We start from the raw sequence: 12,894 nt of genomic DNA on the forward strand, positions 1-12,894 counted from the left end.
GACCATCCGAAGATGGACGGGGTATCAACTAATCTGGCGTTGATTTTTGGCACGCTGTTGAGTTCTCAAGGTGCGGACGCTTCCTTCGTTCCTGTTCCCAGGCCCTCCGGGCGCTTCCTTCATTTCCGACTCTATCAGATCTTTCCGACCCGATTTCCTCGGCGCTTTCCGGTCCCTTTCGCTTTCGCTCCGGGGGCCTTTCGGCGTTTCCGACTTTATCAGAATCATTTGGGCCGACCTAATCGGTGGCTTTCGTGATTCGGATGAGAATCGGGGTGACTCCGTGGAATGAATTCCCGACCGGAGTGAGTGAAACCCTACTTGATTGCTGCCGAACTGTCCAGTTCTAGGCAACCGTTTGAATCTACCTCCCCACGCCGACCATGTCAATGGTTTTTGTGGGCACCGGAGGACCTTAGCAGGTCAGCGGGGTCGTACGCACATCAGGCGGCGGTCGGCAGGGCGGCGCCTCGGTCGGACTCCGCCAGGTCCCCCTGTTCGCCCCTGCGGGCGGCTCGGCCGCCGAGGACGTACACGTAGAGGAGGAAGACCAGCTCAGCGGCGATGCCGATGGTGATGCGGGCCCAGGTGGGGAGGCCCGACGGGGTGACGAAGCCTTCGATCAGGCCCGAGACGAAGAGCACCAGCGCGAGGCCCATCGCCATGCCGACGGCGGCCCGTCCGCGTTCGGCCAGGGCCGCCCGGCGGGTGGTCGGGCCCGGGTCGACGACCGTCCAGCCGAGGCGGAGGCCCGTACCGGCGGCGACGAAGACGGCCGTCAGTTCGAGCAGGCCGTGCGGAAGGATCAGGCCCAGGAAGATGTCGAGACGGCCCGCGGAGGCCATCAGGCCGATGCCGACACCGACGTTCAGCATGTTCATGAAGAGGATCCAGAGCACCGGGATGCCCAGGAACGCGCCCAGGACCAGGCACATGGCGGCGGCCTGGGCGTTGTTCGTCCAGACCTGGGCGGCGAAGGACGCCGCCGGGTGGCTGGAGTAGTACGTCTCGTACTGCCCGCCGGGGCGGGTCATCTCGCGGAGGTCGGCGGGTGCGCCGAGCGCCGCCTGGACCTCCGGGTGCGTGCCGATCCACCAGCCGATGAGGGCCGCGAGCAGGGTGGAGAGGAGTGCGGTGGGGACCCACCAGTGCCGGGCGCGGTAGACCGCGGCCGGGAATCCGGCGGTGAGGAAGCGGGCCGCGTCGCGCCAGGAGGCACGGCGGGTGCCGGTGACGGTGGCACGGGCGCGGGCCACCAGCTGGGTGAGCCGGGCGGTGAGCACCGGGTCCGGGGCGCTGGACTGGACGATCGACAGATGGGTGGCCGTGCGCTGGTAGAGGGCGACGAGTTCGTCGGCCTCCGCTCCGGTGAGCTTCCGGCCACGGCGGAGCAGGTGGTCGAGGCGTTCCCATTCGGCCCGGTGGGCGGTGACGTAGACGTCGAGGTCCATGATCGGCTGGTGCTCCCGGGCTTCGGCGGCGGACGGTCCGTGCTGCTGCGGCGCGCTGCCGGTCAGCTTGGCAGACTGGCGTTCGGAGGGGTCCGGAAGGTCGGGAGAAGGGTGGGTGCGGTGAGTGGTCTCGTGACGGGGGACGCTGTCGTCCTGGGGGTGCAGCCCGCGCGGCTGCCGAGCCGGACGCTGGCGGTGCTCATCGACCTGGTGGTGGTGTGGGCCGTGTACCTGCTGGTCACCCTGGTCCTCGCGGTCGCCACGGCTTCGCTGGACGAGGCGGCCGGCATGGCGCTGTCGATCGCCTCCTTCCTGTTGATCCTGGTGGGGGCGCCGATCGCGGTGGAGACGCTGACGCACGGGCGGTCCCTGGGGAAGCTGGCCTGCGGACTGCGGGTGGTGCGGGACGACGGGGGGCCGATCCGGTTCCGGCACGCGCTGGTGCGCGGGGCGATGGGGGTCGTGGAGATCCTGATGACCTTCGGCGTCGTCGCCTGTGTCGCTTCGCTGGTGTCGGAGCGCGGGCGGCGGCTCGGGGACGTCTTCGCCGGGACGCTGGTGGTGCGGGAGCGGATACCGGCCGCGGCGCGGACACCGGTGGTCCCTCCGCCGCCGCCGTGGCTGGTGGGCAGGTTCACCGGGCTCGACCTCTCCGCCGTGCCCGAGGCGCTGTGGCTGGAGGCGCGGCAGTACCTCACGCGCGCGGGTGAGCTGGATCAGGTGGTGGGGCGGCGGCTCGCGGAGCGGCTGGCCGACGAGCTGGTGGCGCGGACCGGGACGCCCCCGCCCCCGGGGGTGTCCGCCGACGCGTATCTCGCGGGGGTCGTCGCCGAGCGGCAGGCGCGGGACGCCCGGCGGGCGTTCGCTCCCGGGTCCTCCGCCTCGTTCTCGGCGTCAGAGGTGTCCGAGGCGTCCAAGGCGTCCGAGGTCTTCAGGGTGTCCGAGGTGTTCGGGGCGGTGGCCGGTGCGACGGGCGGGGTGCCGGGCGTCGGCGGGGGTGGGCCGGGGGGTGTTCCGCCGGGTCCCGTCGTCCCGGGCGGTCCGCCGGTGGCCGGGGCTCCGGACGCGGGTGGCTCCCCCGCCCCGGGTGGGGTTCCGGCTCCGGCCTCCACCGGGTTCGCGCCGCCCGCCTGAGGGGCCGGGCGCCGGTCTGTCAGGGGAAGACGGAGGGCGGGTCGTCCAGGTCCTCGAGTTCGATGCCGGGGGCCGCGAGGACGACGTCACCCGCGATGTGGACCGTGTGCCTCTCGCCCGTTTCCAGGTCGCTGACCTGGTATTCGTCCACGGTCAGGGGGCCGTTGTCAGTGGGGTGCGCTTCACTTCTCAGCAGGGCCCAGGACTGGTCGGTCGTGAGGGGGGCGAGCACGGGGTCCGTGAAGGCGACGAGCCTGACACGGGTCTCCGGGGACGCGGGGGTGAGGCGCAGGAGTCGTGTGAGGGCGACGAGGAAGGCCGGGGACGTTCCGGTGAAGGCGTGGGCGCGCACATTGCCTTCGTCGGCTTCGGCTCCGGTGGGGTCCGTACGGACCCAGGTGACGCCGTCGAGGGCCGCGCCGCGGACCTGCCAGCCGGCGGCGTGGAGTTCGAGCCGGAGGGGACGGCCGAGTTCGTCGACGGCCAGGTCGACGGAGCCCCGGTGGTCGCCGGTGGGGGTGGTGGTCGATGCGACGTAGCGCCAGCCGGAGGGGCCGGGCGCGCAGTGGAAGTGTTCTTCGCCGAGGGGGGTGTGGTCGTGCGGGTCGTGGAGCGAATATCGGCCGCGGGGCATGGGTCCTCGGGGGCTTCCGGGAGCGGTGGGACGGGGCAGGCCCCCGGCACGGGGTGCGGGGGGCCTGCCTGATTCCGTTACGGGTGGCCGGGGCGGCGGGGCGTCAGTGCGCGGCCGTCGCCTTCCGGGGCATCAGTAGCGGTAGTGGTCCGGCTTGTACGGGCCGTCGACCTGGACGCCGATGTAGGCGGCCTGCTCGGGGCGGAGGGTGGTCAGCCGGACGCCGAGGGCGTCGAGGTGGAGGCGGGCGACCTTCTCGTCCAGGTGCTTGGGCAGCACGTAGACGTCGGTCGGGTACTCCTCCGGCTTGGTGAAGAGCTCGATCTGGGCCAGGGTCTGGTCCGCGAAGGAGTTCGACATCACGAAGGAGGGGTGGCCGGTCGCGTTGCCCAGGTTGAGCAGGCGGCCCTCGGACAGGACGATGAGGACCTTGCCGTCGGGGAACTTCCAGGTGTGGACCTGCGGCTTGACCTCGTCCTTGACGATGCCGTCGATCTTGGCGAGACCGGCCATGTCGATCTCGTTGTCGAAGTGGCCGATGTTGCCGACGATGGCCTGGTGCTTCATCTTGGCCATGTCCCCGGCCATGATGATGTCCTTGTTGCCGGTGGTGGTGATGAAGATGTCGGCGGTCTCCACGACATCGTCGAGGGTCGCCACCTGGTAGCCGTCCATCGCCGCCTGGAGCGCGCAGATCGGGTCGATCTCCGTGACGATGACCCGGGCGCCCTGGCCGCGCAGGGACTCCGCGCAGCCCTTGCCGACGTCGCCGTAGCCGAAGACGACGGCCGTCTTGCCGCCGATGAGGACGTCGGTGGCCCGGTTGATGCCGTCGATCAGCGAGTGGCGGCAGCCGTACTTGTTGTCGAACTTCGACTTCGTCACGGCGTCGTTCACGTTGATCGCCGGGAAGAGGAGCGAGCCCGCCTGCTGCATCTCGTACAGACGGTGGACACCGGTGGTGGTCTCCTCGGTGACACCGCGGATCTCGGACGCCAGCTGGGTCCACTTCTGCGGGTTCTCGCCGAGGGTGCGGTTGAGGAGGCGGAGGATGTAGCCGTACTCCTCACTGTCCGCCGTCGACGGGTCCGGGGCCGAGCCGGCCTTCTCGAACTCGACGCCCTTGTGGACGAGGAGGGTGGCGTCACCACCGTCGTCGAGGATCATGTTCGGGCCGCCGGTGGGCGAGTTCGGCCAGGTGAGGGCCTGCTCGGTGCACCACCAGTACTCCTCCAGGGTCTCGCCCTTCCAGGCGAAGACCGGGACGCCCCGCGGGTCCTCGGGGGTGCCGTCGGGGCCGACGGCGATGGCCGCGGCGGCGTGGTCCTGGGTGGAGAAGATGTTGCAGGAGGCCCAGCGGACCTCGGCGCCGAGGGCCACGAGGGTCTCGATGAGGACGGCGGTCTGCACGGTCATGTGCAGGGAGCCGGTGACGCGGGCGCCAGCGAGCGGCTGCTGCTCGGCGTACTCGCGGCGGATCGACATCAGACCGGGCATCTCGTGCTCGGCGAGGGTGATCTCCTTGCGGCCGAAGACGGCCAGCGAGAGATCGGCGACCTTGAAGTCCTGGGGTGCGGCGGTCGTCATGACGGTGCTGCTCCTCGTGTGGTTCGGGTGTGAGGGTCGTGGGCGCCGGGCGCCACGGAACTGCCCTGGGCACACGGATGCCCGGGGTCTTCCACGGTGCCGTCGTCGGAGGCCCTCTCTCCCTCGGCCGGTCCTCACGGACCGCCCGACCGCCATCAGCAGCGACGTCTGGCTGGTCACGAATCTACACCGGTCGACCCGGCGGGCCACAGTCCGCATTCCGCCGACGACCGGCCCCCGGGGCTCGTACAGACGCGCGAGACCCCCGCGGCGGAAGGCGCGCGGGGGTCTCGGGACGGCGGGGCCCGGCGGGATCCGGCCGGTGGGCCGGGCCGGTCAGTGGGCGGGGGTGTCGGGTGTCTCGGCGGGGTTCCCGCCGGTCGCCGCGGCCTTCTCGCTGTAGATGTCCGGTTCCAGGTAGATGACCCGGGCGATCGGGACGGCGGCGCGGATGCGGGTTTCGGCGGCGTTGATGGCCTCCGCGACCTCGGTGGCCGATTCGTCGTGCCGGACGGCGATCTTGGCGGCGACGAGGAGTTCCTCGGGGCCGAGGTGGAGGGTGCGCATGTGGATGAGGCGGGTGACGGTGTCGCCGTCGACGACCGCCGCCTCGATCTTGCGGACCTCTTCGATGCCCGCGGACTCGCCGAGCAGCAGCGACTTGGTCTCGACCGCCAGGACGACCGCGATCAGGATGAGGAGGAGGCCGATGCAGAGGGTGCCGATGCCGTCCCAGACGCCGTTGCCGGTCAGCAGGGCGAGGCCGACGCCGCCGAGCGCGAGAACGAGACCGACGAGGGCGCCGAGGTCCTCCAGGAGGACGACGGGCAGTTCGGGGGCCTTGGCGCGGCGCACGAACTCCTTCCAGGAGAGGTCGCCGCGCAGCGGGTTCGACTCCTTGATGGCGGTGCGGAAGGAGAAGGACTCCGCGATGATCGCGAAGATCAGGACCCCGACCGGCCAGTACCAGGCTTCGATCGCGTGCGGTTCCTTGATCTTCTCGTAGCCCTCGTAGACGGCGAACATGCCGCCGACGGAGAAGAGCACGATCGAGACGAGGAAGGCGTAGATGTACCGTTCGCGGCCGTAGCCGAAGGGGTGCTGCGGGGTGGCGTCGCGCTGGGCCCGCTTGCCGCCGAGGAGCAGCAGGCCCTGGTTGCCGGAGTCGGCCAGCGAGTGGACGCTCTCCGCGAGCATGGACGACGAGCCGCTGAAGAGGAACGCCACGAACTTCGCTACGGCGATCGCCAGGTTGGCGGCGAGCGCCGCGACGATCGCCTTGGTTCCGCCTGACGCACTCATGGGTGTACGTGGTCCCTTCGTCGATGCACCGGCCCTGTCGCCGCGGTGCGGCCGGTCATTGTTGCATCAGGCCACGACGGTGGCGCGGAAGACCGCACCCGTACCGGTGAGTTCGAGGGGTTCGCCCGCCGGGACGAAGACCGATCCGCCGGGGGTGAGGGTCAGGTCGCCCGCCTTCGGGCGGCCCGCGACGGCGAGCAGGATCTGCGGGGTGGCGGCGGTCAGGTCGTTGGGCGCGGCGCCCTCGGCCCGTACGAACCGGGAGAGGCGGAACTCGTCGGTCGGGGTGTCGTAGACCTCCTCGCCCGTCGCGGACGCCTCGGGGCGCAGGACGCCCGGGTCGGAGGGCTCGAAGCGGACCACCCGGAGGAGTTCGGGGACGTCGACGTGCTTGGGGGTGAGTCCGCAGCGCAGCACGTTGTCGGAGTTCGCCATGATCTCGACGCCGAGGCCGTCGAGATAGGCGTGCGGGACGCCCGCGCCCAGGTAGAGGGCCTCGCCGGGCTGGAGCCTGACGTGGTTCAGCAGCATGGCGGCGATGACGCCGGGGTCGCTGGGGTAGTGGTGGGCGAGGCTCGCGTACGGGGCGAGGGCGCCGCCCAGGCGGTCGGCGGCGGCGGACGCGTCGGCGACGGTCTCCGCCATGTCCTCCGGGTCGGCGGTCAGCAGCGCCGTCAGGACCTCGCGGAGCGCGGCTTCCTCGGGCTGGGCGTGCAGCAGGTCCACGTACGGCTTGAGCGTGTCGACGCCCAGGTCCGCGAGGAGGTCGGCGGCCTCGGCGGGGGCGCGGAAGCCGCACAGACCCTCGAAGGGGGTGAGGGCGCAGATCAGTTCGGGCTTGTGGTTGGCGTCCTTGTACGTGCGGTGGGGCGCGTCGGCCGGGATGCCCGCGGCCTCCTCGGCGGCGAACCCGGTCCGCGCCCGCGCGAGGTCGGGGTGGACCTGGAGGGAGAGCGGGGCGCCCGCGGCGAGCACCTTGAGGAGGAACGGGAGGCGGGGACCGAACTTGTCCACGGAGGGACGGCCCAGTTCGCGTACGGGATCGGCTTCGATCAGTGCGTTCAGCGGTCCGCGGGCGGTGCGGGAGGGGGCGCCGGGGTGGGCGCCCATCCACAGCTCGGCCTGCGGCTCGCCGGTCGGTTCGGTGCCGAGCAGCCGGGGGATGGCCGTCGTGGAGCCCCAGGCGTAGGGGCGGACGGTGTTGACGAGGCGGTCCATGGTGCCTGCCAGCTCCTCGGGGTGGTGAGAAGGGTGCGGGGTGTCGGGAGACAGGTGACAGGGGGTGGGTGACGAGGGGGTTACGGGGGGTCGAGTACGGGTTTACGAAGGGGAGCGCGGGGGCTCGGGGGCGGGTTTCAGGGGGCCGTGCGCCCGTGGGTCGCCAGGGCGAGGTAGACCGCGGCGAAGTCCGTGACGGCGAGCAGTTCCGCCAGTCTCTCCAGGTCGCCGCCCTCCTCCGGTTCCAGTTCGCTGATGGCCGTGTCGTGGCCGAGGGCGAGTTCGCGGGCCGCGTGCGCGGCGGTCAGACCGTCCGCCGGGCGGTCGCGGAGCAGTACCACCCGGGCCCGGAGGGCCTGCGGTTCCTCCACCCGGTCCCGGAAGAAGTCGTCCGGGTCGGCGCCCGCCGCGAAGCCGCCCGCCAGCAGGACGCCGTGCGCGGGCAGTGCCTCCGGCAGTTCGGCCGCCAGCGCGGGCAGCCCGGCCAGGTCGGCGAGGACCGCGGCGAAACGGCGGCCCGCGGGGCCCGCCGCCGGGCCCTCCGTCCAGATCAGCGGGAGCGACTCGGTGAGTTCGGCGGCGAGGGTCTTCGCCGGGTTGCCGTAGGTGGCGACGGCCGGGCCGCAGCGTTCGGCCGTACGGTCCAGCCGGTCGGCGACCTTCTCCAGCGTCTCCGGCGGGGCGTCCAGGAGACCGACCCGGTCCAGGAGCGCGAGGAGCGGGGTGAACAGGGCCCACAGGGCGCCGGGACCGGCCGCGACGCCCTCGGTGTGCTCGTCGGGCGACTCGTGCGGGGCGACGGCCATCGGGACGAACAGGCCCACCGAGCCGCTGACGGTCTCCGCGAGCGGGGCCGTTCTCGGGGCGACGGCCACCACGGTGATCCCGCGCCGGTACGCCTGCTCCGCGAGGAGCGCCAGGCCCGGCTCCGAACCGTCCGTCGTCGGCAGCAGCAGGAGGTCCACGGGTCCGGCCCAGCCGGGCAGCGTCCAGCGCAGCGCGCCCGCCGCCGGGGCCACTCCGGTCGGCCGGAGGCGTACGACGGGGGCGGCGGCTCCGGCGAGGGCGCCGATCAGGTCGGCGACGGCCACGGCCGCCGCGCCGGGGCCCGCGACGAGGACCGCGCGGGGGCGGCCCTCGGGGCGGAGGTCGGCGATGCCCGCCTCCGTCGCGTGCCGGGCGGCGGTCCTGACCCGCGCGCCCGCCTCGGCGGCGGCGCGGAGGAGGCCCCGGCGGTCGGCCAGAGCGAGGTCGTCCGGGGCGTCGAGGAGCGTCTCGTCGAGCATGGGGCGGTGCCTCCCTGGGGGTGCGGGCTGTCGGTGCGCGGGGGCCCGTGCGGGGCGACCAGCGCGGGGTGCTTCGTGTACGGGTCCCCGGGCGGGTGGCCGGGGTGCGGGGTGTGCGGCTTCCGGTGCGTCCGGCCGCCGGTCGGACTCGGTGGGGCTCCCGCCGGTGCGGCCGGGAGGGCGGAGGTGCGGGCCTTCCCGTGAAGGGTGCTCGCCTTCGGCGGCTGCCCCTGGCGGGGTGGACGGGCCGGGGTCGGCCGTCCGGTGCGGGGTGGGCGGGGGTTTCGGTGGGGGCGGCCGTGGGAGCGGCCCTCCCGGACCGGACAGCCGGACCGACCTCCCGGACCAGCCACCCGGGCCGTCCACCCTGGCCGACCTTCCCGGACCAGCCACCCTGGCCGACCTTCCCGGGTCCGCTTTCCCGATTCTGTTTTCCAGGTCTGCCTTCCCGGGTCTGCTTTCCGGGTCTGCTTTTCCGGACCGTCCACCCTGGCCAGCCTTCCCGGACCGTCCACCCGGGTCGGCCTTCCCTGGACGGCTCTTCCGCGACAGCGCTCCCGGGCGGGGCCACCCGGGTGGTCTCTCTCCCCTGAGCGTCCTCCCGGGAGCGGGGCTTTCCGGCGGACCGGTGTCCGTCCGGAAGGGCCTTCTCCGGATGGACGGGGCCGGGAAGGCCCCTTCCGGACCGGTCCGTCCCAGGCAGGTTCGCCCGGGGCAGGTCCGCCCGGGGACCGGCTCTTCGGAGACCGGCCTTCCAGGAGCGGTGGCTCATGACCGGGTCCCTTCGTAGCGGTCCCCCACCAGATGGCTCTTTCCCCTGAGCTGCCCTTCCGGAACAGGTCGTCGGGAGTGGCCCGTGTCCCAGGCGGTCCGCTCGGGAGCTGCCCTTCCCCGAAGGGTCCGTCGTGGCGGGCTCTTCCAGGGGCCTTTCCGGGACGGCCCCTTGCAGCCGGGTCAGCCGGAGCCGTGCCTCCCCGGGTGGTTCCCTCCGGGGTGATTCCCTCCGGGGTGGTTCTTCCCGGGTGGTCCGGGCCGGGTTCTCGTCCGGACCACCCGGACGAGGACGGGGCTTCGTGGCTTCCGGTCCTGGGGGGCCCGGGGGCCCGGGGGTGGTCCTCGGTGTGCGGTCGGGTGTGCCCGCTCGAACACCGGCGGGCGGCTCCCGTCCCGTCCGCCGGGCCGGGCCGTCGGCCCCGGAGACGTACCCCCTCCTCGGGGGTGTGTCCCCGGGTCAGGACGGGCGGCGGGCCTCGTCCGTCAGGAGGACCGGGATGTCGTCGCGGACCGGGTACGCGAGGCCGCAGTCCTTGTTGGTGCAGAGGAGTTCGGGGGTCTCGTCCGCCGTGCGGTCGTTCAGCGGAGCGTGGCACGCGGGGCAGGCCAGGATCTCCAGGAGGCCGGCTTCGAGCGGCATGGGGTTTCCCTTCGGACAAACGGTGGTGGTGCTGCCCTGCGGGCCAGGTCAGCCTACCGCCGGGGGGGCGGGGACCGCCCCGTCCCCCGGCGGGCGCCCGGCTCAGTCCGTCGCCCGGACCAGGGCGAGGACCTCGTCGCGGACCTTGGCCATGGTGACCGCGTCACGGGCCTCGACGTTGAGGCGCAGCAGCGGCTCGGTGTTCGAGGCGCGGAGGTTGAACCACCAGTCCCGGGCCGTCACCGTGAGGCCGTCGAGCTCGTCGAGGACGACGTCCCCGTCCTCGTAGGCCGCGCGCACCTTGGTGGTGCTGGCCGTCTGGTCGGCGACGGTGGAGTTGATCTCGCCCGAGGCCGCGTAGCGGTCGTACGCGGAGACCAGGTCGGACAGGGTGCCGTCCTGGCCGCCGAGGGCGGCGAGGACGTGGAGCGCGGCGAGCATCCCGGTGTCCGCGTTCCAGAAGTCCTTGAAGTAGTAGTGCGCCGAGTGCTCGCCGCCGAAGATCGCGCCGCTCTTCGCCATCTCCTCCTTGATGAAGGAGTGGCCGACCCGGGTGCGGACGGGTTCGCCGCCGTGCTCGCGGACGACCTCCGGCACCGACCAGGAGGTGATCAGGTTGTGGATGATCGTTCCGCCGGGGTGCTTCGCCAGTTCGCGGGCGGCGACGAGGGCCGTGATCGCGGACGGGGGGACGGGCTCGCCGCGCTCGTCGACGACGAAGCAGCGGTCGGCGTCGCCGTCGAAGGCGAGGCCGAGGTCCGCGCCCTCGGCCAGGACACGGGCCTGGAGGTCGACGATGTTCTTCGGGTCGAGCGGGTTGGCCTCGTGGTTCGGGAAGGTGCCGTCCAGCTCGAAGTACATCGGGACGACGTCCAGGGGCAGCCCGTCGAAGACGGTGGGGACGGTGTGGCCGCCCATGCCGTTGCCCGCGTCGACGACAACCTTGAGGGGCCGGATCGCGGTCAGGTCGACCAGCGACCGCAGATGGTCCGCGTAGTCGGTGAGGGTGTCCCGCTCGGTGATCGTGCCCGGGGTCGCGGCGGCCTCCGGCGCTCCGGTCTCCGACCAGCGCTCGGTCAGTTCGCGGATCTCGGTCAGACCGGTGTCCTGGCCGACCGGGGCGGCGCCCGCGCGGCACATCTTGATGCCGTTGTACTGGGCCGGGTTGTGCGAGGCGGTGAACATGGCGCCGGGCAGGCCGAGGCTGCCGGAGGCGAAGTACAGCTGGTCGGTGGAGCAGAGCCCGATCAGGGTGACGTCGGCGCCGAGGCGGGCCGCGCCGCGCGCGAAGGCGTTCGAGAGGCCGGGCGACGAGGGGCGCATGTCGTGGCCGATGACGATCGCGTCGGCCCGGGTCACCCGTACGAAGGCCGCGCCGAAGAGCTCGGCCAGGGTCTCGTCCCACTGGTCGGGGACCACTCCGCGGACGTCGTACGCCTTCACGATCTGCGACAGATCGGCAGTCACGGATCCACCCTCCTGAGTTCTTCCACGCGGTGCGGCGCGTGTGCGGTGCGGCGCGTGTACGGAACGCCCAAACTACCCGGAGCGCCGGAGGGGGGACGCGACGGTGGCCGGTTGCGGTCAGTTCTCGGGGGAGCGCAGGACCCTGAGGTGCCCTCGGCGGCCGACCTCCATGGGGTCGCCGCCCCGGCCCTTGCCGCCCGCGTCGGCCGCGCGCTCCTGGGGGCGGGCCGCCTCCCGCACCGCGTTGGCCAGGGCTTCGAGGTCGTCGCCGCTGGGGCGGGGCGGGGCGGAACCGTCGGTGAGCCGCACGACCTCCCAGCCGCGCGGGGCGGTGAGGCGCTCGCTGTGCTGGGCGCACAGGTCGTAGCAGTGGGGCTCGGCGTAGGTGGCGAGCGGGCCGAGGACCGCAGTCGAGTCGGCATAGACGTACGTCAGTGTCGCGACGGCAGGGCGGCCGCACGCGGTGCGCGAACAGCGACGTACAGGGCTCACGACGTTGGACGGTACCGCACTCTTGAGCGGGCCGCGACGACTCTCCCTCAGGTCACTCCACCGTGTCGTGGCGCGGCCTCCGCCGCCGGGCCCTCCGGGCGGGCTCTCCCGACCTGCGGGGGAAGGCCCGCAAGGGCGTTCGCCCGGGAGTCGGCCCGGACGTTCCGGGGTACGGATCAGGCCGTCCACGGCCAGATGGCCGATCACCTCGGAGCACGGGAACGAGCGGACGATTGGCCGGATTGTTCTGGTTTCGACGCGGGGCCGGGCGGGCGGACGGGAGCGCGCCGGACGGCGGCGATGATGCTTCACGGTGCGCGGGGACCGAGGGGGGTTACGCTGCGTCAGTGATGGACAGTCCTGTGCCGCCGAGCCCCCAGCAGAGCCCCACGGAGCCCCCGGCGGAGCCCCGGGTGCGCCGTCGTGACCGGCACGGCCGGGGGATGCGCGGGCCCGTCGCCCCGCCGCAGGTGCCGCTCTCCGCGAGCCGGTCCGACACCTTCCGCGATCTGGTGCTGGACTCGGTGGAGCGGCTGGAGCGGCGCTGGCCGCAGCTGGCGGACGTCGAGTTCATGGTGATGGAGGTGCCGCCGCCGGTGCCGGGCGAGACGGTGCCGCTGGGCGGGTCCGCGCCCGCGGAGAAGGGCGAGCCCGCCCGGGTCGTCGTCTACCGGCGGCCGGTCGAGATCCGCTCCAAGAGCCGTGAGGACCGGGCGCTCCTGGTCCACGAGGTGGTCGTGGAACAGGTCGCGGAGCTGCTGGGCCTCTCCCCCGAGTCCGTCGATCCCCGGTACGGGCAGGACTGAGCCGTACGGGAGGGTCCCCGTAGGGGCCCCTCCATCAGGGGATGCCCGTACGGGGACCTGCTACGGGACCTGTACGGGCGGTGCCGTACGGGGCCGTGTGCGG

At 72.8% G+C, this 12,894-nt stretch carries 11 protein-coding genes; 2 read left to right on the forward strand and 9 right to left on the reverse strand.

Going from position 1 to position 12,894, the window contains the following annotated elements; translation table 11 throughout:
* Positions 1-443: 443 nt before the first annotated feature.
* Positions 444-1,451, reverse strand: a complete 1,008-nt coding sequence (locus tag ACFXGN_RS13600) for a stage II sporulation protein M (protein WP_384857760.1) — start codon at positions 1,449-1,451, stop codon at positions 444-446.
* A 120-nt stretch (positions 1,452-1,571) separates the two neighbouring features.
* Here ACFXGN_RS13600 and ACFXGN_RS13605 point away from each other — a divergent pair, with 120 nt between their 5' ends.
* A complete protein-coding gene (locus ACFXGN_RS13605; protein ID WP_384857762.1) occupies positions 1,572-2,585 on the forward strand; it encodes an RDD family protein in 1,014 nt (337 codons plus the stop codon).
* Positions 2,586-2,604: 19 nt separating this feature from the next.
* Here the strand turns inward: ACFXGN_RS13605 and ACFXGN_RS13610 are convergent, their stop codons facing one another.
* From ACFXGN_RS13610 to ACFXGN_RS13645, 8 genes are all read right to left on the reverse strand, one after another.
* The gene (locus tag ACFXGN_RS13610) at positions 2,605-3,219 is read right to left on the reverse strand and encodes a hypothetical protein (RefSeq protein ID WP_384857765.1); all 615 of its coding nucleotides are present in this window, start codon (positions 3,217-3,219) and stop codon (positions 2,605-2,607) included.
* Positions 3,220-3,351: 132 nt separating this feature from the next.
* Positions 3,352-4,806 (reverse strand): adenosylhomocysteinase, encoded by a 1,455-nt coding sequence (ahcY, locus tag ACFXGN_RS13615; RefSeq protein WP_384857768.1) that lies wholly within the window; start codon positions 4,804-4,806, stop codon positions 3,352-3,354.
* Positions 4,807-5,142: 336 nt separating this feature from the next.
* Positions 5,143-6,108 carry a cation diffusion facilitator family transporter gene (locus ACFXGN_RS13620; protein ID WP_384857771.1) on the reverse strand — a complete coding sequence of 322 codons (966 nt, stop codon included), beginning with the start codon at positions 6,106-6,108 and terminating at the stop codon, positions 5,143-5,145.
* Positions 6,109-6,174: 66 nt separating this feature from the next.
* Positions 6,175-7,326, reverse strand: a complete 1,152-nt coding sequence (gene manA, locus ACFXGN_RS13625) for a mannose-6-phosphate isomerase, class I (protein WP_384857773.1) — start codon at positions 7,324-7,326, stop codon at positions 6,175-6,177.
* Between the two features lie 137 nt (positions 7,327-7,463).
* Positions 7,464-8,612 carry an SIS domain-containing protein gene (locus ACFXGN_RS13630; RefSeq protein ID WP_384857775.1) on the reverse strand — a complete coding sequence of 383 codons (1,149 nt, stop codon included), beginning with the start codon at positions 8,610-8,612 and terminating at the stop codon, positions 7,464-7,466.
* Positions 8,613-9,843: 1,231 nt separating this feature from the next.
* A complete protein-coding gene (locus ACFXGN_RS13635) occupies positions 9,844-10,026 on the reverse strand; it encodes a Trm112 family protein (protein WP_351791647.1) in 183 nt (60 codons plus the stop codon).
* A gap of 102 nt (positions 10,027-10,128) precedes the next feature.
* Entirely contained in the window at positions 10,129-11,493 is a 1,365-nt protein-coding gene (locus ACFXGN_RS13640) for a phosphomannomutase/phosphoglucomutase (protein ID WP_384857778.1), read from the reverse strand.
* Positions 11,494-11,610: 117 nt separating this feature from the next.
* Entirely contained in the window at positions 11,611-12,036 is a 426-nt protein-coding gene (locus ACFXGN_RS13645) for a DUF3499 domain-containing protein (protein ID WP_384858517.1), read from the reverse strand.
* A 299-nt stretch (positions 12,037-12,335) separates the two neighbouring features.
* On the opposite strand from ACFXGN_RS13645, the gene ACFXGN_RS13650 reads away from it, so the two are divergent.
* Positions 12,336-12,791: a metallopeptidase family protein gene (locus tag ACFXGN_RS13650; RefSeq protein WP_384858519.1), complete on the forward strand. Its 456-nt coding sequence runs from the start codon at positions 12,336-12,338 to the stop codon at positions 12,789-12,791.
* The last annotated feature ends 103 nt before the right edge of the window (positions 12,792-12,894 follow it).

The sequence above is a fragment of the Streptomyces sp. NPDC059247 genome (assembly GCF_042754005.1).
In the GTDB taxonomy this organism is placed as follows: Bacteria; Actinomycetota; Actinomycetes; order Streptomycetales; family Streptomycetaceae; genus Streptomyces.

Coding starts and splice junctions, on each gene's coding strand:
- ACFXGN_RS13600 (WP_384857760.1), bottom strand. CDS start 1,451: ATGGACCTCGACGTCTACGTCACCGCCCACCGGGCCGAATGGGAACGC.
- ACFXGN_RS13610 (WP_384857765.1), bottom strand. CDS start 3,219: ATGCCCCGCGGCCGATATTCGCTCCACGACCCGCACGACCACACCCCC.
- ahcY (WP_384857768.1), bottom strand. CDS start 4,806: ATGACGACCGCCGCACCCCAGGACTTCAAGGTCGCCGATCTCTCGCTG.
- ACFXGN_RS13620 (WP_384857771.1), bottom strand. CDS start 6,108: ATGAGTGCGTCAGGCGGAACCAAGGCGATCGTCGCGGCGCTCGCCGCC.
- manA (WP_384857773.1), bottom strand. CDS start 7,326: ATGGACCGCCTCGTCAACACCGTCCGCCCCTACGCCTGGGGCTCCACG.
- ACFXGN_RS13630 (WP_384857775.1), bottom strand. CDS start 8,612: ATGCTCGACGAGACGCTCCTCGACGCCCCGGACGACCTCGCTCTGGCC.
- ACFXGN_RS13635 (WP_351791647.1), bottom strand. CDS start 10,026: ATGCCGCTCGAAGCCGGCCTCCTGGAGATCCTGGCCTGCCCCGCGTGC.
- ACFXGN_RS13650 (WP_384858519.1), top strand. CDS start 12,336: ATGGACAGTCCTGTGCCGCCGAGCCCCCAGCAGAGCCCCACGGAGCCC.